This window comes from Tardiphaga sp. vice304 (assembly GCF_007018905.1).
Classification (GTDB): Bacteria; Pseudomonadota; Alphaproteobacteria; order Rhizobiales; family Xanthobacteraceae; genus Tardiphaga.
On sequence record NZ_CP041402.1, the window covers coordinates 3,850,523 to 3,869,341 of the forward strand.

The following is an 18,819-nucleotide window of genomic DNA, read 5'->3' on the forward strand; positions in this document are numbered from 1 at the left end:
ACAGCCTGAAAGAATGGTCTCCTGACGATGTGGGTTGTCGGATGCGAACACAGACGTGCCAGCTGTCGCCAGCACGTCCGGAAGCCGGATGTTTAACGAGTCGCGCTGCAATTGCCAAGGGCAAATTTGTTCCGCGGCACGTTTTATGCTGGGGATGCCCGCCGCGGAACCAGCCCTACAGTCCCAGCGCGTCGAGCGCGGTCGCCACGTCGGCCGACGAGCGGACATGGACCGCCTGGAGCCCGACCGCCCGGGCGGCTTCGACATTCTCGCTTAAATCGTCGAAGAACACGATGCGGCCGGCGGGGACGCCGATCGCCTCGACCACATGGCGGTAGGCCTCCGCTTGGGGCTTTCGCAACCCTATGGTCGAGGACAGGAATATCTCACGGAATGGCCTGAGCACCTCGGCATAATGCTGCGAGAAATGCTCCACATGCGCGCGGTTGGTATTGGAGAACGCGTATAGCGGCAGGTGCTGCGCCGCCCGTGAAAGCAGCGGCGCGATGCCGGCCATCTCGCCGATGAAGGTCGCGTTCCAGCCTTCCAGCAGTTGCGCCTCGGAAATCTCGATTCCGAGCGAGGTCCTGACCAGTGCGAAAAATTCCGTATCCGACAACTTGCCGGTCTCGTAGCGCCAGAACGTCTCGTCGCTAACGAAACGCGTCGCAAGCTCAGCCAGCGGACAGTCGCCATGAGCGGCCCAGGCGGCCAGCGTCAGGTCTACGTCGAAATCGATCACGACGCGGCCGATGTCGAACAGCAGCGCATCGGCGGAATGGGGCGCGAGCAAGGATGTCATCGCCGTCGTTTAGCGAAGCGACGGCAACGGGGCAAATGCTCTTGGATCGCAGACCGTAGTGGGCAAAGTCACCAGCGCGCGAAGCGCGATGGCGCGTGCCCACCACTTCTTCGGCAGGTGGGCACGGCGCAAGGGCGCCTTTGCCCACCCTACAAGTTCAGCTACCCCTTCGGGCACACCGCGCCGGAATCGGCCCAGGCCTTGAAGAGCTCGCCGAACTGCTTTTGCGTGCCCGGTGCAGGGGTGCGGTTGCCGCCGGGGTTCCAGCCCTAGCCGACCAGTTCGTCTTCCGCCATATGGTTGATCAAGGCAGCCATGTCCTTGCCGCCATTGCGCTCCTTGTCCTTGATCTGGACGCAGATCTGGCCGAGCGTCTTGCCCTGCCAGGCCATCTCGATCGGCGCCAGCGCCCATTTCGGATTACCCGGCACGTTGGCGGCATCGAAATTGGCCTCGTGGTGGCAGGTTGCGCAGGCCAAGCCGCTGGCGGCGCCTACCCCGCCCTCACCGCGGACAACCAGCGGGATGTGCGGGCGCATCTTGTCGGTCTGGGTCGGACGCTCCGTCGCCGGATGGCAGTTCATGCAGCGCGGCGACTGGATCACCCGGCCCACTTCCTGAAACAGCGCGAGCGAACGCTCGTTCTTGTTCTTGATGCCGGCGAAGGCCGAGACCGGCTGCAGCGAAGCGGCATTGGCCGCGGACCCGGTGGCCGCGTCGGCCTGAAAACCCGGGGCGACGAAAGCCAGCAGGCCGGCTGCGAGGGTGCCGGCGACGAGTGCCAGCATCGAGTTCCTGAACAGGCTCATGCGGAAGCTCCCGGTACGATCGGCAATTGGCGCGGACGCCCTACTCCAAGTTTGGCCATCGCGTTGGCGACCGCCGGTCCCAGCGGCGGAACGCCGGGTTCGCCGACGCCGCTCGGCTTCTCGGTGGATTTCACGATAACCACTTCGATCGCCGGCATCTCGTTGATGCGCAGCGAGCGATAGGTGTCGAAATTGCCGTTGACCGGACGCCCGGCGTCGAGCGTCTGCTCGGCATAGAGGATATGGCCGAGGCCGAAGCCGATGCCGCCTTCCATCTGCGCGCGGATGATGTCGGGGTTGACGGCAACGCCGCAATCCACCGCGCACCACACCTTGTGGACCTTCGGGCCGTCCTCGCCGATCGACAATTCGACGACCTGCGCGACGAAGGTGTTAAAGCTCTCGACCACCGCGACGCCGCGGGCGCGGCCGTCCGGCACCTTGTAGTTCTTCCAGTCGGCGAGTTCGGCAACCGCCTTCAGCACGCCGGCATGGCGCGGCTTCTTGCTGAGCAGTTCGAGACGGCCCTCGACGGGATCCTTGCCGGCGGCTTCAAGCAGTTCATCGACGAACGCCTCGACCGCATAGCCGGTATGGGTGTGGCCCACCGAGCGCCACCACAGCACGGGCACGCCGACGTCGACCTGGTGCATGTCGCACTGGAAGTTGTCGACGTCGTAGGGAATGTCGTGCGAGCCCTCATAGGAGGTTGGGTCGAGGCCATCCTTGAACATGACCGCTTCGAAGAACGAGCCCTTCATGATCGATTGCGAGACGATGGTGTCGCTCCAGGCCTCGATCTTGCCGTCGCGCACCGCGCCGCGCATGCGGTGGATGCTGTAAGGCCGGTAATAGCCGCCGCGCATGTCGTCCTCGCGGGTCCAGACCAGCTTGACGCCGCGGCCCGGCCCGATCGCCTTGGCGACTTCGGCCAGCTCGATGGCCTGGTGCGTCGTCTGCTGGGCGCGGCGGCCAAAGCTGCCACCGGCCATCAGCACTTCGATCTTCACCTTCTCCATCGGCAGGCCGAGCACTTTCGAGATCGCCTGGTGATCGGGGGTCGGGAACTGACAGCCGTAGCGCGCATAGGCGCTGTCGCCATCCCATTTCAGGTAGGCGTTGAGCGGCTCCATCGCCGCATGCGCAAGATACGGGAACACATACTCCACTTCGACGACACGGCCGCCCTTGGCCATCGACTGCTCGAACTGGCCTTCCGCCCGGACCAGCTTGCCCGGCGTCTTCGACAGCGCGCGAAACTCGCTGAGCAATTGCGCGGAGCCGCGCGTCTCGGCCTTGCTGTCGTCCCACACAATGTTCAGCGCGTCGCGGCCGGTCTTGGCGGGCCAGAAGCCGCGTGCGTAGACCGCGACGCCGGTCGGCACCTGTTTGACGTCGACCACGCCGGCGATCGCCTTGGCGGCCGTGGCGTCGAACGACTTGACCGTGCCGCCGAACTTCGGCGAGCGCGCGACAAGAACCGTCAGCATGTCGGGCTCGTTGATGTCGAGCGTGAAGAACGCACGGCCGTTGGCCTTGTCGGCGCTGTCGAGGCGCTTCACCGCGCCCTCCTTGCCGATCAGCTTGAACTGCGCCGGGTCCTTCAATTTCGGATCCGCCGGCACCGGCATCGCCATCGCCTTGTCGGCGAACTCGCCGAACCGGCCCTGCTTGCCCGACGCATGTTTGATCACGCCGTTCTCGACGGTGATTTGATCGGCCGGCACCTGCCACGCATCGGCGGCGGCAGCGACCAGCATCTGGCGCGCGGCGGCGCCGACCTGGCGCATCTGGATGTAGGAATTGGCAATCGCGGTGGAGCCGCCCGTGCCCTGCAGGCCGAAAGCGAGATTCTTGTACAAGGCCGGATTGGACGGCGCGTGGTCGGCGCGCATCTGCGACCAGTCGGCGTCGAGTTCCTCGGCGACCAGCGTCGCCATGCCGGTGAACGGCCCCTGCCCGAACTCCAGGCCCTTGCACAGCACCGTCACGGTGTTGTCCGGCCTGATGATCACAAAGGTGTTCGGCGCGATGTTATAGGCCGGCGCGGCCGGAGCCTGTGCAAAGGCACGGCCGCCGCGCGCGATATAGGCGCCGATGGCGAGGCCAGCGCCGGCCTTCAGCAGCGAGCGACGCGACAGCGTGGTGATAGCCTTGTCATGCACGGTCATGGCTCAACCCTCCAGCGTCTTGGCAGCGCTGTGGATCGCAGCGCGGATACGGACATAGGTGGCGCAGCGGCAGATGTTGCCGTTCATCGCCAGGTCGATGTCATCGTCGGATGGCTTCGGGTTGAGGTTGAGCAAGGCTGCGGCGCTCATCACCTGGCCGGACTGGCAGTAGCCGCATTGTGGCACGTCGAGCGCCGCCCAGGCCGCCTGCACCGCCTTGGCCTCCTTGCTATCGAGGCCCTCGATGGTGGTGACCTCGCTGCTGCCTACCGCCCAGACCGGCAGCGAGCAGGATCGCATCGGCTGGCCGTCGACATAGACCGTGCAAGCGCCGCATTGCGCGACGCCGCAGCCATATTTGGTGCCCATCAGACCCGCGCCGTCGCGGATCGCCCAGAGCAGAGGTGTATTGGGGTCGACGTCGACCTGACGGGTCTGACCATTTATCTTGAGCGCGAACGCAGCCATCGCTGATGTCCTTGGTCGATCGAATGTACGCCTACATTCGATAGGTTCTAGATTGCCAAGGACCTCTACAACGGGATTGCGAATTCAGACACTCACATAGTTGTGTACCGATCGTTCACGAAAGTATCGCGTGCGGATCTTGCGGCGCGGACCATCTGGGCGCGTCGCGCCAAGATCACACCACGACCGGGTGTGGCAGCGGCTTGCCTGCATAATAAGCGGTGAGGTTGGCGATCACGCAGTCCTGCATGCTGACATGCGAATCCAGCGTGTGGCCGCCGATATGCGGCGTCAGCACCACGTTGGGCAGCGCGGTCAGCGCGTCCGGCGCGTGCGGCTCCTTCTCGAACACGTCAAGGCCGGCACCCGCGATCGTCTTGTCGGTCAGCGCCGCGACCAGCGCCGCCTGGTCGATCACCGAGCCGCGCGAGATGTTCACCACATAGCCGTTCGGGCCGAGCTTTTTCAGCATGTCGGCATCAATGATGTGCTGGGTGTCCGGCCCTGCGCGCACCGCCACCATCAGCACGTCGCACCATTCCACCAGCGCCTCGAGCGAGGCCATGTACCGGTACGGAACGTCGTGCTGGCTGCGGCTGAAATAGGCGACCTCGGTTTCGAACGCCGCGACGCGCGAGGCGATCTTGCGGCCGATCTCGCCCATGCCGTAGACGCCGACTTTCCGCCCGGGATTGCCGGGCAGCGGCGCCATCAGCGGCGATGGCTTCGCCGACGACCAGCCGCCCTCGCGCAGATAGTCGTCGGCCGGCAGAATGCGCCGCGTCGCCGCCAGCATCAGGGTCAGCGCGAGGTCGGCGACCGAGGCGGCATTGGCGCCGGGGCTGTTGCCGACCACGATGCCGCGTTCGCCGGCCGCCTTGAAGTCGACGCCGTCATAGCCGGTGCCGTAGCAGATGATCGCGCCGAGCGCGGGCAGCGAATCCATCACGTCGCCCCTCAGCGACTGGCCGCCGGCGGTGATCAACGCGCGGACGTCCTTCCGTTCGTCCGCCGAAAACATCTCGGCCGGCTTCTTGCCGGCGGCATCGATCAGGTCGAAGCGATCGCCGATCCGCTTCATCAAGGTCTTGGGGAACCGCGAATAGATCAGAACCTTGTCGGCCATCGAGCATTCCCTTGAATATCAAACAAGAGGGCGGAACCGGCTGTGCGATTCCGCCCCTCAGGGCCCTGCAGTGCCGAACACCGCAAGGCCGCCTGTACGTTCGATATGTCTAGGAGAGATCCGGCAGGAAAGCACCCCGCCCCGCGATCATGGCCGGGTGACGCCGGTGCTGGGCTCGCGGCGAGACGCGCCCGCCAAAAATCACAGAATCAATTGTCATCAATTGTCGGTGCGACCGTCGAGGGCGGTGGCGACGAGTTCGTCCTCCGGACGATCCCACAGCGCCTGGAGCATCCCGACACTGGCGCCGGGGAAGACAACGATTTCGCCGGCATCTTTAGCTGCCCGTCGGGCGCGCGCCGATCGCGGAGTATTCCTTACGAAGGTCAGAATGTCAGCCATGACACGGCGCCATTGCCCTGCCGGATGCGCCGGGCAAGGCGGCGCGTGGCGCAAGCTTGCGACCGCATGGTTAATGCAACGATAATTTCGCGGTCCGCACCTCCCCGGTCAAACGAAAGGGGCGGAACCGGTTGCCCGGTCCCGCCCCTTTGATAGTCAGCCTGGCTTAAGGCTTAGACGAGCACGGTGCTCGGCTCGACCTTGATGCCCGGACCCATGGTCGAGGACACCGCGACGCGCTGCACGTAAGTGCCCTTCGAGCCCGCGGGCTTCGCCTTGGCGACGGCATCGGCCAGCGCCTTGATGTTTTCGACCAGCTTCTCTTCCGAGAACGAGGCCTTGCCGATGCCGGCCTGCACGATGCCGGCCTTCTCGACGCGGAACTCGACCGAGCCGCCCTTGGCACCCTTGACCGCGCCGGTGACGTCCATCGTCACGGTGCCGATCTTCGGGTTCGGCATCATGCCGCGCGGACCGAGCACCTTACCAAGGCGACCGACCAGCGGCATCATGTCAGGGGTAGCAATACAGCGGTCGAAGTTGATTTCGCCATTCTGCACCTTCTCCACCAGGTCCTCGGCACCGACGACGTCGGCGCCAGCGGCACGGGCTTCGTCAGCCTTCGGCCCACGGGCGAACACGCCGACGCGCAGGGTGCGGCCGGTGCCATTCGGCAGCGAGACGACGCCACGAACCATCTGATCGGCGTGACGCGGATCGACGCCGAGATTCATCGACACTTCGATGGTCTCGTCGAACTTCGACTTCGCGCGTTCCTTGATCATCTTGATCGCTTCGGAGATCGTGTAGAGCTTCTCACGATCGATGCCCTCGCGGGCGGCCTTCAAACGTTTTCCAATTGCCATGATCGTTACCCCACCACCTCGACACCCATCGAACGGGCAGAGCCCTCAACCATGCTCATGGCTGACTCGATGCTGTCGCAATTGAGATCCTTCATCTTGGTTTCGGCGATCTCGCGCACCTGCGCTTTGGTCACCGAGCCCGCCTTGTCGCGGCCCGGCAGCTTGGAGCCGGACTTCAAATCGGCGGCCTTCTTGATGAAGAAGGACATCGGAGGGGTCTTCAGGGCGAAGGTGAACGAACGATCGGCGAAGATCGTGATCACCACCGGAATCGGGGTGCCCTTTTCGTCCTTCTGCGTCTGCGCGTTGAACGCCTTGCAGAATTCCATGATGTTGAGGCCGCGCTGACCGAGCGCGGGACCGATCGGGGGCGAAGGATTCGCCGCGCCGGCCGGCACCTGAAGCTTCAGGTATCCGGTCACTTTCTTTGCCATGTGTCACTCCTGTTGTGCCGGCGAAGGCCGGCGGTTGCAGGTCCCGTGGTTGGGTCGACGAGCGGCTGGCGACCGCCCTCTTCCTCCCACAGGTCTCATGCGAAGACGTGCTTCGCACTTTAGCTACGCGAGGCGAACCTCGCGCTTCGTCCGATCAGACCTTCTCGACCTGACCGAATTCCAGTTCGACCGGCGTGGCGCGACCGAAGATCGACACCGCCACCTTGACGCGCGAACGCGCCTCGTCGATTTCCTCGACCACACCGGAGAACGACGCGAACGGGCCATCGGCCACGCGGACGTTCTCGCCGATCTCGAACGACACCGACGCCTTCGGGCGCTCCACGCCTTCCTGCACCTGGTGCAGGATGCGCATCGCCTCGGGCTCCGAAATCGGCATCGGCTTGTTTTCCGCGCCGAGGAAGCCCGTGACCTTCGGGGTGTTCTTGATCAGGTGGAAGGCTTCGTCGGTGAGCTGCATCTTCACCAACACGTAACCGGGGAAGAACTTGCGCTCGGTGTCCATCTTGCGGCCGCGGCGCACTTCCGTGACCTTCTCGGTCGGCACCAGGATCTGCTCGAACAGGTCTTCCAGGCCGCGTTGCTTGGCCTGCTCCTTGATCGACTCCATGACCTTCTTTTCGAAGTTGGAGTAGGCGTGAACGATATACCAGCGCATGCTCATAATTCAGTTCCGAGTTAGTGAATGCCGAGCAAAAACGTCACGAGATAGCGGATGATCAGGTCCGCTGCGAAAAAGAAGATCGACGACAGCGCCACCATCACGAACACCATGATGGTCGTGATCATGGTTTCGCGCCGCGACGGCCAGGTGACCTTGTTGGTCTCCGTGCGCACTTCCTGCAGGAATTTGAACGGGCTGAACGCCATCGTTTACTGTCCGCATCCGTCGTGAGACGACTGTTAGGTTTCGGGAATCCAGACAGCCCTCTTGCGCCCGCACCCTATCTTCAGGATGGGGCACCAAGCGGGCCCGTATGTCTGGGGAAATCAAAGCCGCGTCGGAAGTCCGTAGAACGGGCCGACAGCGAGTGCGGCTTTGTAAGGCGACAACCGCAAAAGGTCAAGACAAGGGCAGATATGGCGACTGTCCCTGCCCCCGCGTGCCGCGAGATGGGCCCAATGAGCCGTTCCCGACCCATACCATGCCGTCGGCGTGACACGGGCCTGAACACCAAGAGGGCAGCGGATACCGCTGCCCTCCCGAATCGCGTCGCCCTGCACGGCTGATCCCGGTTACAGGCCGGGGCGCATCACCACCTTGATCACGCCGTCTTCCTTGTCCCGGAACTTGCGGTACATCTCCGGCGCGTCCTCGAGGCTGGCCTGGTCCGTGACGACGAAGCTCGGGTCGATATCGCCCTTGATGATCCGCTCGAGCAGCGGCTTGGTATAGGCCTGCACATGGGTCTGGCCGGTCTTGATGGTCAGGCCCTTGTTCATGCCCGCGCCGATCGGGATATTGTCGCCCATGCCGACATAGACGCCCGGAACCGAGACGGTACCGCCCTTGCGGCACGCCATGATCGCCTGGCGCAGCACATGGACGCGGTCGGTGGCCAGGAAGGTGGCCGCCTTGATCTTGTCCATCACCGCATCGATGGCGCCATGACCAGCCGCCTCGGCGCCGACGGCGTCGATGCAGCTGTCCGGGCCGCGCTTGTCGGTCAGGCGCATCAACTCGTCATGGACGTCGATCTGCGAGAAATCGATCGTCTCGGCACCGCCGGCACGCGCCATCGCCAGCCGCTCCGGGACCTCGTCGATGGCGATCACCCGGCCAGCGCCGAGCATGAAGGCCGAGCGGATGGCGAACTGACCGACCGGACCGCAGCCCCAGATCGCCACCGTGTCGCCGTCCTCGATCTGGGCGTTGACGGCGGCCATGTAGCCCGTCGGGAAGATGTCCGACAGGAACAGCGCCTGCTCGTCGGTGACGTTGTCCGGCACCTTGATCGGGCCGACATCGGCCATTGGCACGCGCAAAAACTCTGCCTGGCCGCCGGAATAGCCGCCGAGCATGTGGCTGAAGCCGAACAGGCCGGCCGGCGACTGGCCCATCGCTTTTTCGGCCATCTCGTGATTGGGATTGGTGCGGTCGCAGCAGGAAAACAGGCCCTTCCTGCAGAAGAAGCACTGGCCGCAGCTGATGGTGAACGGCACTACGACACGGTCGCCGATCTTGAGATTGGTGACCTCCGAGCCCAGCTCGATCACTTCGCCCATGTTTTCATGGCCGAGAATGTCACCCTCTTCCATGGTCGGCTGATAGCCGTCGAGCAGATGCAGATCCGAGCCGCAGATCGCGCAGGCGGTGATCTTGATGATGGCATCACGGGGGTGTTGAATTTTCGGATCCGGAACCGTATCGACCCGGACATCGCCTTTTCCGTGCCAGCAAAGCGCGCGCATGAATTCTCTCCATTAAATGATGCGCGGCCAACAACCAATCGTGGAACGCGTTCCACGCGCCGGTAGCTTTCTGATGGATGCGGCGTCGCGCACGGAAACGCAGCCGCCGGCGTCACGGATATCGGAGATAATCGGGAAAGGCAGCACGCCGGTCAGCCGCGAAGGCCGGATCGGAACGGGGTCCAGGGACCGGACCATGAAATGGCAGGGGCGGTAGGGCTCGAACCTACGACAACCGGTTTTGAAGTTCGCCTCCCCTGATACTAGCTAGTAGCGTCCTGATCCGTTGAGCCTGAGTTACAAGGGTTTCGGCCATCTTGAAACCCGCTCTATTCCCGCTTTGTCCCAGCCCATCGCAGGCAGTTGGGTAGCAAAGCGGTAGCACTTATTGCCCCATCCATCCTGCCGCAAAAAACCGGCGGCGACGGGGCTGGGCCTTTCGGTAAATCTGGTCGGCAAAGCGCAGCATCATGATGGCGTAGCGGGTGGCCGAGATCAGATCGTCACCCTCTTTGACCACCTTGCCGTCCTTCCGATGGAAAAGCCGGAACTCTTCGAACCAATCGAGCAGCGTGCCGAATACCTTGAACTTCCCGGTTTCCATGCGGGTCAGCATATCCATTAAGCCGGCCTCGACGGACACCGAGCCGTCAACGAACTGCGCATGCGTTGGCAGCATGTTGAGGTGCTGAGCTGTGTATTGATCCGCCAACGCCACGCCAGCACCTTCTAGCGTCTCCCGCCGGCCATCTCGTGGCCACGCCCAAGGCAGCGCACCCCAGATCCTGATGGCGCCCGCGTGCACCACCGGGGTTGCCTCCCGCAGACGGTGTGCCTTGATCACGTAAACGATGTCCTGATCGGCATCCCAAGCGAGCTCGACGGCAGCAAAGGGATGATCCCACCCGAAATCCATGCCGCCGATCCGGTGCCAGTGTTCGGGAATGTCAAAGGGCGCGACGGTGATGGTATCTTCTGAAACCGGGAAGATGCGGCCAGAGCCTAAAATCGGGATGCCCTTAGCTCGAGCGTCCCTTTCATGGACAGGGTAGCTGGCAATGATCTTGGCGCGGGCTTCCTCGGTATAGTGCTCAGCCTCGTTGATCGTCATCTGCGTGATGTGGCGATCTGGCGACTTTTCCAGGAGGAAACGTCGGACAACCTCCGACGCGCCCAGCAACGGCGTGAAGGTTAGCCATGTCGGCCCCTGCGTCACGTTTGTTCGGGTCAGGCCTTCCGTGTAAATGGCCGGCGGCGGCTCTTCGTCGAACCACAGCCAATGCAGCGTTTCGCCCTGCCACTTCTCGCGACCCTGTTCGTATGATTTCAAGCCAATGATGCTGTCGGCAGCCTGAGTGTCACCACCGCCGCCCCATTTAACGATGATCGTGTCCATCAGATCGGCAACGCCGCGAGCTGGCACGACTTCGCGGATGGCATCCTTTGGAATTGTGCCGGTGCCATGTTGGCCGACGCGGCCCAGGAGAATGCGCTGCGGGTTGTCGCGGAGCGTCAGTGCTGTGGGACTGCCCACCCACGAAACCGTTGGCTCATTGAACGTTGCGCCATCCCACCAGTCCGGGTAGCGGCCGGTCGCATGCATTGCCGCCTCCGATCCGCCAGCCATCGTCTTGCCAAGCTGGTTGCCGGCCATGAAAAGCCGCTCCCGGTGCACTTTGCCAGCGGCGTGAAATGCACGCTGTTTGGGATAGGGCGAATAGGAGCGAAGGCGGTTTTCAATTAAGCGCCGGCTTTGCTCTGCCGCCAGTATCGCTTCGATCTTCTCCAGCTCCGGCAGATTTGATGCGTCGAATTTCGGCAAGGTATTCTGCAAGCTCTTCGTCTCCCATGCTTTCCAGGCGCCCATCCTCAAGGATGAATTCCTTGGGCAGAACACTCGCAATCAGTTTCAGGTAATCCCTCGGGCTCTCCCGATAGACAATCTCGATGGCCGCTGCGCCCTTCTCCGCAAAGTGCTCCTGCAAGCCGACAACGAAATCAGCGTGCAGTCGATTGCGTGCGCCCTTCTTTCGCCCACCCCCGCTATTACCAGCCACAAACTGACCGGCCTTGATCGGCTTGCTATCGTCGCTCATCGTTGCTTTCTCCGTCTTTCGAACGCCTGCTTTCGTTTGCGATGTTCGAAATCCTGCCGAGCACTGAGATATATTGAGTGCTTCCGCGCGGAAGCCTCGCCAATTGCCGAAAGCGGTCGGCAGCCTCCGGTGAAGTCAGGAGGTCGGCGAGTTCGTCAACGTTGCGGCCAACGTTCCAGTTCTGAATTGTATTGGTGATTTTTCGAGGAAGTGACAGACCGGCGCCGCCGACAACCTGGGCGGCATTATTAATTGCACCACCGGACTTCAGATCCTCAACCCCCGGGATTTTGAAAGCTGTCCGCGAGCCCGTCGCCTGTCTGTATTGCTGCGCTTCCATCACGTTCAGCAGTTCATTGAAGCCCTGCCATACGGTTTGACCATTCGGCAGCGCTAGGACAGAAGCCTCCAGGTTAGCCGCCTGTTGCTGATTGCCGCGAAGTGTAGCCGCAAACTTCGCGCCACCGGATTGATTGGGACCACCAGATACCAATCGCTGTGCAGCCTCGTTGAAGGTCATCTCGGCATGGGAGCGGACCAAATCGTTCGCAACACCGGGGCGCTGACGGGAAAGAGCGCGCATAGTCTGCGCTATTTCATCTTGCGAATTCGGCAGCGGGTTAGCCGGAAATAGCGCTTCAACCGCTGCTTTGGTGGTCGTGTCCTGTCCGGCAATCTTGCCTATCGGACCATCCAGTACCGGCTGAAGATATTGCTGTCGCAACCGCGTCTGATTTGCCAATGCCGCCTGATATGAAGACGGACCATTGGCTGATGCATGTTCCGAAGCAACTGCAAGATCCTTGATGTCGCCGCCAAGCCTGCCCGTCACCGACGCGACCGCCTGGCTTGCCTGTGGGTTTAATGGCTGGGCAGCATTCTGCGACCGCTGTTCCAGTTCTTTGGCAACGGCATCATACATTCGCACCGAACGATCTGGCGCATTTTGGACCATTGCATTCAGCGCGGGGTCGCGGCGGATATTATTGAACGTTTCCGCAAAAAGCGGATCGCCCATCATAGCCGCGTGAACTTGGGGCGGGACAAGATGCTGGCCGCCGGCATCGTACATTGGCCGCGTGTAGTTGTTGATCGCCGAGCGGATCTGAGTAACGACGTTTTCGCCGGCAGCACCGGCAGTATGCCCGATCTTTGATGGATTAGGATTCGGTGAAGCAATGGTATCGAGCGTGCGACCAACAGCGGCTTCGTTCTGCGCCGGCCGCTGCGAATAGAACTCCTTCATTCCGCCCATACCCTCGAGGGTATGCTGCAAGTCGCCAAGCTTGGTTGATCCATTCGTGATCGACTGAAGCGCCTCAGGACGGCTGATCGGAATGCCCATCTGCTGAGCGCGATTGAAAAGCTGCTCTGCGGCGTCGATCTGCGGCAAGGTCGCCCGGCCTACTGCGGACCGGACCATGTTTTCAGCTGTGTTAGGTCGCATTGCGATGGCGGCGCCAACTCCGCCTGCGAGCCCGCCTGCAATGCGAGCCGGGGTCTCAAGTGAGCTTCCTTCAAAAGTCTGTCCGCCGATCTCGGAGAGAGCACCTGGGACCGCACCGAATGCCACAGCGTTGCGCATGATGTTGGCGGGCGCTCCGATCATGGCGCCGGGGACAAACTCTGCGGCGCGGCTCGCAATCTTGCCGGCGCGCGTAGTCGGCTCATAGGCGGGCCCGGTGACAGTCTCGATACCGTGTTGAATGTTACCTGTGCTGAGCGCTTCAGATGCGCCCGGAAAGGTCACGTTCTGTCGTCGTTCTACCACACGACGGGCCTGATCCTCGGGCGTATCCCAGTTGGCAAGCTGCTCGCCCTTATTCGCAAGCCAGTTGATGCCGGCCGGCAAGGTGTCCGTCACCATGCCGATGGTGCCTGCAGTGCCACGCACCAAGCCGCCGCCGATGCCCTTGACTACATCTTCAACTTGCGAGCGGGCGGCTGAGGGTTTGGAGTCGCCAGCATTGCCAGGCTTGACGCCGAGCGAGGACGCAATCTGAGAAACAAATGCGTTCTGCTCTTGAGGCGATAGCTTCAAAAACCGGTCGTTGACTTCGACTTCCTTGCCCTGAATTTCCAGTGTCGCCATTATTTCACCCGCCAATCAATGCCGTTGATGCTTCCGGTCGGTGCTGCACTCTGCAGGAACGGTTCTGCTTGTTTCCGCAAATCACCAAAGCGATCCATCTTTGAAACACGCTGTCCCCTGCCGAACTCGAACTCTTCAAAGCTCTTGCTCTTGTTTGTCGGGTCATCCTTCCATGACTGATAGTCTAGCATTCGCTCGATATTGGCGTTCTGGGTGCGGCGGGCAGCCTCAATCATGATTTTGTTAGCACGGGTATCGTTGCCGAGTTTCGGGAAAATATCTGTCAGAAATTGACGATCGTTGTCACTGAAGTTGTTAGACGGAAATCCACCTGGACCGAGCTTTCCAATGACCAGTTCGTTGACGAGCGACTGCACCGCCTGGGCAGTGCCCACTTTCTCAGGGTTAAGACCGAGAGACTTTGCAAAATCGTCGTTCACGCCGAGCGACTTTGCCCATGCAGAGATCGTCATCCGCCCCGGTTCAAGCTTGCCCTGATCGATCTGATCAAGCAACGTCTGCACTCTTGTGAGACCCGCCAAATTGGTGGTGGCGCTCTGGGCAGCACCGAACATTGAAGCGCGGCGTTCGCCGGCTGCCTTACCGGCGGCCTTTGCTTCCTCCGTCTCGCCTTTCTGGTCGATGTTGGTGGTTACATCGGTCTTGCTCGCGCGACGTAGCTGCATTTCAAGTTCAAGCGGCGTACCCTGAAAGCCGCTGACGCGCGCCAGCTCTTGCAGATGCTTCACCTTTTCGTCGGGCTTGCTTCCGTCCAGCGCTCTCGTGAGCAGAGTTTTTGCAACCTCCCGATCAGCGGCAGGCAGGTGGGGGTGCATTGCTGCCTGCACCAGCGTTGGAATGTGAGAAGCGTTCAAGCCCTCGAAATTGTTAGAAGGCGACGGTGCAACAGTCTGGGCCGGCATTCCGCCAGCCTGAACCATGCCTTGCGGGGGTTGACCAAGCGAAGATGGGGATGCACGGCCCGCCTGGTTAGGCAAAGGATCGTACAAGCCGGCAGCAACGGCCTCATCATCGCCCCATACTTTCGAAGACGATGCAACAGGCGCTCTGCCGCCAAGTGGCAGGGGTGCTATTGACCGCTCTCTCGCAGGGGTGGGGCTGACGGGGGGTTCTGCCCCACCCGATGGCGGTGCGCCCGGATTATTGCCGCCAAAGATGCCTCCGATGCTGGTGGCAAATCCCTGGTGCGCAGCACGCTCGTCGTCGAGCCGCTTCCTTTCATCTGCAAGGGCAAGGAACTTTAGAGTGCTTCCGATATCGCCCATACCCGCTACTTGACCGGCGGCGGTCCGATAGTCGATTGATCCGTTCGAGAGCTGCTGGCCGAGCTCAGCCAACTTCTGCTCATTTTGAGATTTTTTATAGACCTGCCCAAGGTTAGCCAACGACGTGAAATCGAGCGACTGAGGTGCGGCGTACGAAGGAAGCTGAAGGCTGTTTATCGGCATTAGCCAACACTCCATGGAGAGTTATTGAAAAACATTCCGCTGCCGCTGCCGGGAGCATTCGCAGCCAATCGCGCGAACAATCCGCCGGAGTTGCCAGCAGACGCCGGTGTGTTGCCTAATCCGCTGAAGCCTGATCCGGTGAGACTTCCGCCGAAGGGATTTCCCCCGGCAGCCAAGGTCGCAAGCGACATTCCAGCACCAAGAAGATTTTTGGCACCGGCCGCTTTGCCGGCGGCCTCTGCATTGTTTGCTTGCGCGTTCCCGCTCGTCACGGAGCCGGCCAGATTGGTCAAATCTGAAGCATTTTGACTGTACAAACCCGCCTGCCCCGCGCCGAGCGAAGCCAGATTTCCTGCAATGGCCGAGTTAGCGCCAGCCTGCCCTTGAGCCACGCTGCCAGCCACGCCCACGCGATTTGTGGCGTCCTGCCCGTATAGCCCTGCGATCTGCCCATTGACGCCAGCGCGGCCCGCTGCGGCTCCTGACGTGGCCTGCAATTCGGGCGACATAAACCCGCCCAGCTTGGTCTGCCAGTTGCCGTATTCCTGGTTGGCGAGACCCTGCCCGAACTTCATCGCGTCAATGTCGGCGTTACCGGAATTGAGCATCCCGCCAGCCGCGCGACGGCGGTTAATAGCGTCATTGCCCTGATCGACCTGAAACTGGTAGCCCGGCCCGGCGTGGAAGGAGTCAACCGCGTGTTGATTGCCCGCCGCGCCATTGGCGCCCAGCGAGTCCATATAGAGCGACGTGCCCTGCCCGTATTTCTGGCCCAGCGCTGCCAACGGATCATAATCGGACCGCGCCTGACCGAGCGCACCAAGCGAGGACGAAAGCCCCCTATCGAGCGCGCCGTTTGCCGTGGCGCCGTAGCCGGACCATACGTCCCGGTTCTGCCCAAGCTGGCTATTAGCATCGCCGTATCCGGTGCCAAGCGAACCAAGCGATTGCGTCAGGCCGTTGCCAAGGTTCTTCGTGCCGTCGGTCTGATACTGTGAATAAAGCGCGCGGTTTTTGTCTGCCGCTTCCTTTTCGGCAGCGCCGCCGAAAAGAGTATCCCAAAAGGAAGCCATGATTACGCCTCCTCGTTCGGGATGGCGTCATGGTCGATATAACCGTCCTTGTCTCGACCGTGCTGATCACGCTCGATTTCGTCGCTCTGGTCGTAATTCCAAGTCAGCTTTTCGGACGCCTTATTCGGCCCGTCCGAATTCTTCGAAAGCCACTTCTCCAGGATGTTTTCTTGGCTTGGATCGCGATCATGACGGCTGGCGAAAACCTCGCTTGCGGCGGCGTCATAGTCGCCATCGGCAGACTTGTCGTCCGACACTTCCAAACGGCCGACATGCTCCCGCGACAACTCGGCATATGTCTGTGCGTCGATCTTTTGCGACAACCATGCTTCGTCCAACGCATCCGCCTTGACCTTATGGAGGACTGCGGCACGTTCCTGCTCAACGTCGGACCCGTTGCGGCTGTCCTCATGGCTGGCCAAGGCCATCAGTTGATCAAGCCGGCCGTCGTTCATCATTTCGTGGAAATCATCGACCGGCAGCGCCGAGATATACTGTCCCCAAAGGTGGCCCTCTAGGTCGGCCATCTCTGCCTTGGACAGTTTGCCCGCCTTATGCATCTTCGCTGCATAGGCGACAGTTGATTCAATTTCCCTGATTGCAGAGGCAAATTCAGGGTTCACTTTCGACTGAGAAAGCTCACGTAAAACCTGGGGGTGCATAGGCGCGCTCTTCCGGGCGCCAGACTGATCTGGCGAGCGCCCTAAACGGCGGCGCAATGTTCCGAAAGAGGTTTTTGCGGTTGCCTCTCCGCTTAGCCCGTTAACGAGGGCCAGATCGAAAACGCCAAACCAGAGGGCGCGTCTCTATGAATGCAAATCAACTAACAAAAATCTAATGCTGATTTGCGAAATAGTCAAGAAACTGCACGCCAACTAATTGCCTATCCTAGAAGCGCTCCTACGTACCCGGCGGGCGCTGACCCTGAAATTGTATCCCGCATTTCTTCATGACGCTGGCCTGTTCGATGGCGACCATTTGCCCCTTCATCTGCGCAAGCTCGGCTGCTGTCTGCTTATCCCCGCCAACAAAGAACGCGGCAGGCCAGAAAATGACCACGGCGGCTGCTGTCGCGAGAGTGTCATTGGTGCGTTTCTGGTCCTGCGCGCCAGACAATGACGCTGCGCGCTGAGAGATCCCTTGAGCCTCCATGGCGAGCTGCGGGCAGGTGTATTGCTGGTACATGACCGGCGAAACGTAGGCCGCTGTGATGTCCGACGAAGCGGACGCGCAGCCAGCTAGAACGGCAGCAATTGCCGGTACCCATAGAATCCGCATTTTTGAAAGAACTCCCCAGACCCGGTGGTATCCAAGCGCAACCTGGGGAAGTTGGCAAGCGATGACGCGCGAAAGCGCCCCGATGGGTGGGATTTAACGGACAATCATAAATGAGATTGCGACGGAGACAATCACCAGCACAAATGCGGCGATGATCCACTTCATGTCGCGGCGCTCGTTATTGTTCATTTCTCTTTCGCCTTCAGCCCGGTCTCGACTAGTCGGCGAATGGCTTCTGGCTGCGACGGTATTGGCCGCTGGGCGGCTCGCCATCCATCGATCTGCGCTGCCAATTCGGACTTTATCCGCACGCCGATCGTACGTCCGGTGCCAGTTGCAGGCCGCCCGCGCTTTTTTGCTATCTTTTTATCTTGTAAGGTCATGATTTTATGATAGCTTAAAAGCAAGCCGAGGGGAAGCTGCAACTCCTCCTCGGCTCTAACCCAACCATGAGGATGCATCCCAATGGATCAGGCTAACAGCGTGCATAGCACGCCACCCACAAACACGTCTGCACTTCCGCCCCGTCTTGCCGAGCAGGAAGCCGCCCGGCTCGCGTCTGTTGATCTGCTCCGCCAGCTTCGACGCCAAGCCCGCGACGAGATCGAGCGGCTGCTGTCGTTCCTCGACGCCAGCGACACCTACGTGATGACCGAACTTGAAGACGATGGCGACCAGGATGACGCCTCATATCCCGCAGGAACCCGGCTCTGCTCCAGCCCGATGGAGGACGACGAGGACGATGACCCGGCCGAGGACAGCGACCCCCGCGAATGTTCCGACACCGGCATTGGCGACCTGGACGGCTTACTCGAACAGACCCGGCCGCGCGGCAGCTACCAGCGCGGAGGTGTGGAATGATGTCGGGGGACCCTCGCGACCTCGATGCTGCCGCCGTCATAGAACTGTGCGCTGCCGGCCTTGTCCCGGTCAACGTGCTGCCCGGAGTTGCAATAGCAGTCCACCGCCAAATGGCGACACCCTTCACCCTGCGAGCGGTCCTGTTGGCCTGCACGCCGACCGTCGAGGATAGCCGGACTCAGTTAGATTATCTGGCCGATCTGCCGGACGCGGCCTGGTGCTCGATCGGACCCGAATGGCAGAACTACCGAGAGGCCTCGCTGGCGAGCATGCGGCGCAGCATCGCGTGGAGGACGGTATGCGTCTGATCCGGCTCTATGCCGCTAGGTTCGTGCTGCGGGCCAGCATGAGGCTTGCGAGGCGGGCGGCAACCTTGTTTTAACCACCCGCTGGCATCCTGACACCAAGCGGGCTTCGTACTCATACCGCGACTACAGAC

Annotated in this window: 20 protein-coding genes and 1 pseudogene; 2 read left to right on the forward strand and 19 right to left on the reverse strand. The window is 61.5% G+C overall.

Annotated features, from left to right (window positions below; all coding sequences use genetic code 11):
- Positions 1 to 175 precede the first annotated feature (175 nt).
- The 19 genes and pseudogenes from FNL56_RS18300 to FNL56_RS18385 form a co-directional block, all read right to left on the reverse strand.
- Entirely contained in the window at positions 176 to 802 is a 627-nt protein-coding gene (locus tag FNL56_RS18300) for an HAD-IA family hydrolase (RefSeq protein ID WP_143574298.1), read from the reverse strand.
- A 161-nt stretch (positions 803 to 963) separates the two neighbouring features.
- Positions 964 to 1,611 (reverse strand): annotated as a pseudogene (locus FNL56_RS18305) (Isoquinoline 1-oxidoreductase subunit).
- The gene (locus tag FNL56_RS18310) at positions 1,608 to 3,782 is read right to left on the reverse strand and encodes a xanthine dehydrogenase family protein molybdopterin-binding subunit (RefSeq protein WP_143574300.1); all 2,175 of its coding nucleotides are present in this window, start codon (positions 3,780 to 3,782) and stop codon (positions 1,608 to 1,610) included. The pseudogene FNL56_RS18305 and the gene FNL56_RS18310 overlap by 4 nt, the downstream one beginning before the upstream one ends.
- A 3-nt stretch (positions 3,783 to 3,785) precedes the next feature.
- Positions 3,786 to 4,250: a (2Fe-2S)-binding protein gene (locus FNL56_RS18315; RefSeq protein WP_143578081.1), complete on the reverse strand. Its 465-nt coding sequence runs from the start codon at positions 4,248 to 4,250 to the stop codon at positions 3,786 to 3,788.
- Positions 4,251 to 4,425: 175 nt separating this feature from the next.
- Positions 4,426 to 5,376 (reverse strand): 2-hydroxyacid dehydrogenase, encoded by a 951-nt coding sequence (locus FNL56_RS18320; protein ID WP_143574302.1) that lies wholly within the window; start codon positions 5,374 to 5,376, stop codon positions 4,426 to 4,428.
- Positions 5,377 to 5,595: 219 nt separating this feature from the next.
- Positions 5,596 to 5,778 carry a hypothetical protein gene (locus tag FNL56_RS18325; RefSeq protein ID WP_143574303.1) on the reverse strand — a complete coding sequence of 61 codons (183 nt, stop codon included), beginning with the start codon at positions 5,776 to 5,778 and terminating at the stop codon, positions 5,596 to 5,598.
- A gap of 173 nt (positions 5,779 to 5,951) precedes the next feature.
- Positions 5,952 to 6,644: a 50S ribosomal protein L1 gene (gene rplA / locus FNL56_RS18330; RefSeq protein WP_143574304.1), complete on the reverse strand. Its 693-nt coding sequence runs from the start codon at positions 6,642 to 6,644 to the stop codon at positions 5,952 to 5,954.
- 5 nt (positions 6,645 to 6,649) lie between these two features.
- Positions 6,650 to 7,078 (reverse strand): 50S ribosomal protein L11, encoded by a 429-nt coding sequence (gene rplK / locus FNL56_RS18335; protein ID WP_143574305.1) that lies wholly within the window; start codon positions 7,076 to 7,078, stop codon positions 6,650 to 6,652.
- Between the two features lie 154 nt (positions 7,079 to 7,232).
- Positions 7,233 to 7,763 (reverse strand): transcription termination/antitermination protein NusG, encoded by a 531-nt coding sequence (gene nusG / locus FNL56_RS18340; RefSeq protein WP_143574306.1) that lies wholly within the window; start codon positions 7,761 to 7,763, stop codon positions 7,233 to 7,235.
- Positions 7,764 to 7,777: 14 nt separating this feature from the next.
- Positions 7,778 to 7,969 carry a preprotein translocase subunit SecE gene (secE, locus tag FNL56_RS18345; protein ID WP_143574307.1) on the reverse strand — a complete coding sequence of 64 codons (192 nt, stop codon included), beginning with the start codon at positions 7,967 to 7,969 and terminating at the stop codon, positions 7,778 to 7,780.
- 366 nt (positions 7,970 to 8,335) lie between these two features.
- Positions 8,336 to 9,511 carry a zinc-dependent alcohol dehydrogenase gene (locus FNL56_RS18350; RefSeq protein WP_143582217.1) on the reverse strand — a complete coding sequence of 392 codons (1,176 nt, stop codon included), beginning with the start codon at positions 9,509 to 9,511 and terminating at the stop codon, positions 8,336 to 8,338.
- Positions 9,512 to 9,896: 385 nt separating this feature from the next.
- Complete coding sequence (locus FNL56_RS18355) at positions 9,897 to 11,333, reverse strand: terminase large subunit domain-containing protein (RefSeq protein ID WP_246661589.1); 1,437 nt, start codon at positions 11,331 to 11,333, stop codon at positions 9,897 to 9,899.
- A complete protein-coding gene (locus FNL56_RS28445; RefSeq protein WP_246661590.1) occupies positions 11,248 to 11,607 on the reverse strand; it encodes a hypothetical protein in 360 nt (119 codons plus the stop codon). The genes FNL56_RS18355 and FNL56_RS28445 overlap by 86 nt, the downstream gene beginning before the upstream one ends.
- A complete protein-coding gene (locus FNL56_RS18360; RefSeq protein WP_143582219.1) occupies positions 11,594 to 13,699 on the reverse strand; it encodes a hypothetical protein in 2,106 nt (701 codons plus the stop codon). The genes FNL56_RS28445 and FNL56_RS18360 overlap by 14 nt, the downstream gene beginning before the upstream one ends.
- Positions 13,699 to 15,168, reverse strand: coding sequence for a hypothetical protein (locus FNL56_RS18365; RefSeq protein WP_143582220.1), 1,470 nt, complete (start codon positions 15,166 to 15,168; stop codon positions 13,699 to 13,701). Before FNL56_RS18365 ends, FNL56_RS18360 begins: the two co-directional genes overlap by 1 nt.
- The gene (locus FNL56_RS18370; protein WP_143582221.1) at positions 15,168 to 16,241 is read right to left on the reverse strand and encodes a hypothetical protein; all 1,074 of its coding nucleotides are present in this window, start codon (positions 16,239 to 16,241) and stop codon (positions 15,168 to 15,170) included. The genes FNL56_RS18365 and FNL56_RS18370 overlap by 1 nt, the downstream gene beginning before the upstream one ends.
- Positions 16,242 to 16,243: 2 nt before the next feature.
- On the reverse strand, positions 16,244 to 16,903 hold the full coding sequence (locus FNL56_RS18375; RefSeq protein WP_143582222.1) for a hypothetical protein: 660 nt from the start codon (positions 16,901 to 16,903) through the stop codon (positions 16,244 to 16,246).
- A 238-nt stretch (positions 16,904 to 17,141) separates the two neighbouring features.
- The gene (locus FNL56_RS18380; protein ID WP_143582223.1) at positions 17,142 to 17,519 is read right to left on the reverse strand and encodes a hypothetical protein; all 378 of its coding nucleotides are present in this window, start codon (positions 17,517 to 17,519) and stop codon (positions 17,142 to 17,144) included.
- 185 nt (positions 17,520 to 17,704) lie between these two features.
- On the reverse strand, positions 17,705 to 17,944 hold the full coding sequence (locus FNL56_RS18385; protein WP_246661591.1) for a hypothetical protein: 240 nt from the start codon (positions 17,942 to 17,944) through the stop codon (positions 17,705 to 17,707).
- Positions 17,945 to 17,984: 40 nt separating this feature from the next.
- Here FNL56_RS18385 and FNL56_RS18390 point away from each other — a divergent pair, with 40 nt between their 5' ends.
- Positions 17,985 to 18,380 (forward strand): hypothetical protein, encoded by a 396-nt coding sequence (locus FNL56_RS18390; RefSeq protein ID WP_143582224.1) that lies wholly within the window; start codon positions 17,985 to 17,987, stop codon positions 18,378 to 18,380.
- Positions 18,377 to 18,688 (forward strand): hypothetical protein, encoded by a 312-nt coding sequence (locus FNL56_RS18395; protein ID WP_143582225.1) that lies wholly within the window; start codon positions 18,377 to 18,379, stop codon positions 18,686 to 18,688. Before FNL56_RS18390 ends, FNL56_RS18395 begins: the two co-directional genes overlap by 4 nt.
- The last annotated feature ends 131 nt before the right edge of the window (positions 18,689 to 18,819 follow it).

What these genes read in the sequence shown, in the direction of transcription:
- FNL56_RS18300 (WP_143574298.1), bottom strand. Translation starts at nt 802, where the DNA reads ATGACATCCTTGCTCGCGCCCCATTCCGCCGATGCGCTGCTGTTCGAC.
- FNL56_RS18310 (WP_143574300.1), bottom strand. Translation starts at nt 3,782, where the DNA reads ATGACCGTGCATGACAAGGCTATCACCACGCTGTCGCGTCGCTCGCTG.
- FNL56_RS18315 (WP_143578081.1), bottom strand. Translation starts at nt 4,250, where the DNA reads ATGGCTGCGTTCGCGCTCAAGATAAATGGTCAGACCCGTCAGGTCGAC.
- FNL56_RS18320 (WP_143574302.1), bottom strand. Translation starts at nt 5,376, where the DNA reads ATGGCCGACAAGGTTCTGATCTATTCGCGGTTCCCCAAGACCTTGATG.
- FNL56_RS18325 (WP_143574303.1), bottom strand. Translation starts at nt 5,778, where the DNA reads ATGGCTGACATTCTGACCTTCGTAAGGAATACTCCGCGATCGGCGCGC.
- rplA (WP_143574304.1), bottom strand. Translation starts at nt 6,644, where the DNA reads ATGGCAATTGGAAAACGTTTGAAGGCCGCCCGCGAGGGCATCGATCGT.
- rplK (WP_143574305.1), bottom strand. Translation starts at nt 7,078, where the DNA reads ATGGCAAAGAAAGTGACCGGATACCTGAAGCTTCAGGTGCCGGCCGGC.
- nusG (WP_143574306.1), bottom strand. Translation starts at nt 7,763, where the DNA reads ATGAGCATGCGCTGGTATATCGTTCACGCCTACTCCAACTTCGAAAAG.
- secE (WP_143574307.1), bottom strand. Translation starts at nt 7,969, where the DNA reads ATGGCGTTCAGCCCGTTCAAATTCCTGCAGGAAGTGCGCACGGAGACC.
- FNL56_RS18350 (WP_143582217.1), bottom strand. Translation starts at nt 9,511, where the DNA reads ATGCGCGCGCTTTGCTGGCACGGAAAAGGCGATGTCCGGGTCGATACG.
- FNL56_RS28445 (WP_246661590.1), bottom strand. Translation starts at nt 11,607, where the DNA reads ATGAGCGACGATAGCAAGCCGATCAAGGCCGGTCAGTTTGTGGCTGGT.
- FNL56_RS18360 (WP_143582219.1), bottom strand. Translation starts at nt 13,699, where the DNA reads ATGGCGACACTGGAAATTCAGGGCAAGGAAGTCGAAGTCAACGACCGG.
- FNL56_RS18365 (WP_143582220.1), bottom strand. Translation starts at nt 15,168, where the DNA reads ATGCCGATAAACAGCCTTCAGCTTCCTTCGTACGCCGCACCTCAGTCG.
- FNL56_RS18370 (WP_143582221.1), bottom strand. Translation starts at nt 16,241, where the DNA reads ATGGCTTCCTTTTGGGATACTCTTTTCGGCGGCGCTGCCGAAAAGGAA.
- FNL56_RS18375 (WP_143582222.1), bottom strand. Translation starts at nt 16,903, where the DNA reads ATGCACCCCCAGGTTTTACGTGAGCTTTCTCAGTCGAAAGTGAACCCT.
- FNL56_RS18380 (WP_143582223.1), bottom strand. Translation starts at nt 17,519, where the DNA reads ATGCGGATTCTATGGGTACCGGCAATTGCTGCCGTTCTAGCTGGCTGC.
- FNL56_RS18390 (WP_143582224.1), top strand. Translation starts at nt 17,985, where the DNA reads ATGGATCAGGCTAACAGCGTGCATAGCACGCCACCCACAAACACGTCT.
- FNL56_RS18395 (WP_143582225.1), top strand. Translation starts at nt 18,377, where the DNA reads ATGATGTCGGGGGACCCTCGCGACCTCGATGCTGCCGCCGTCATAGAA.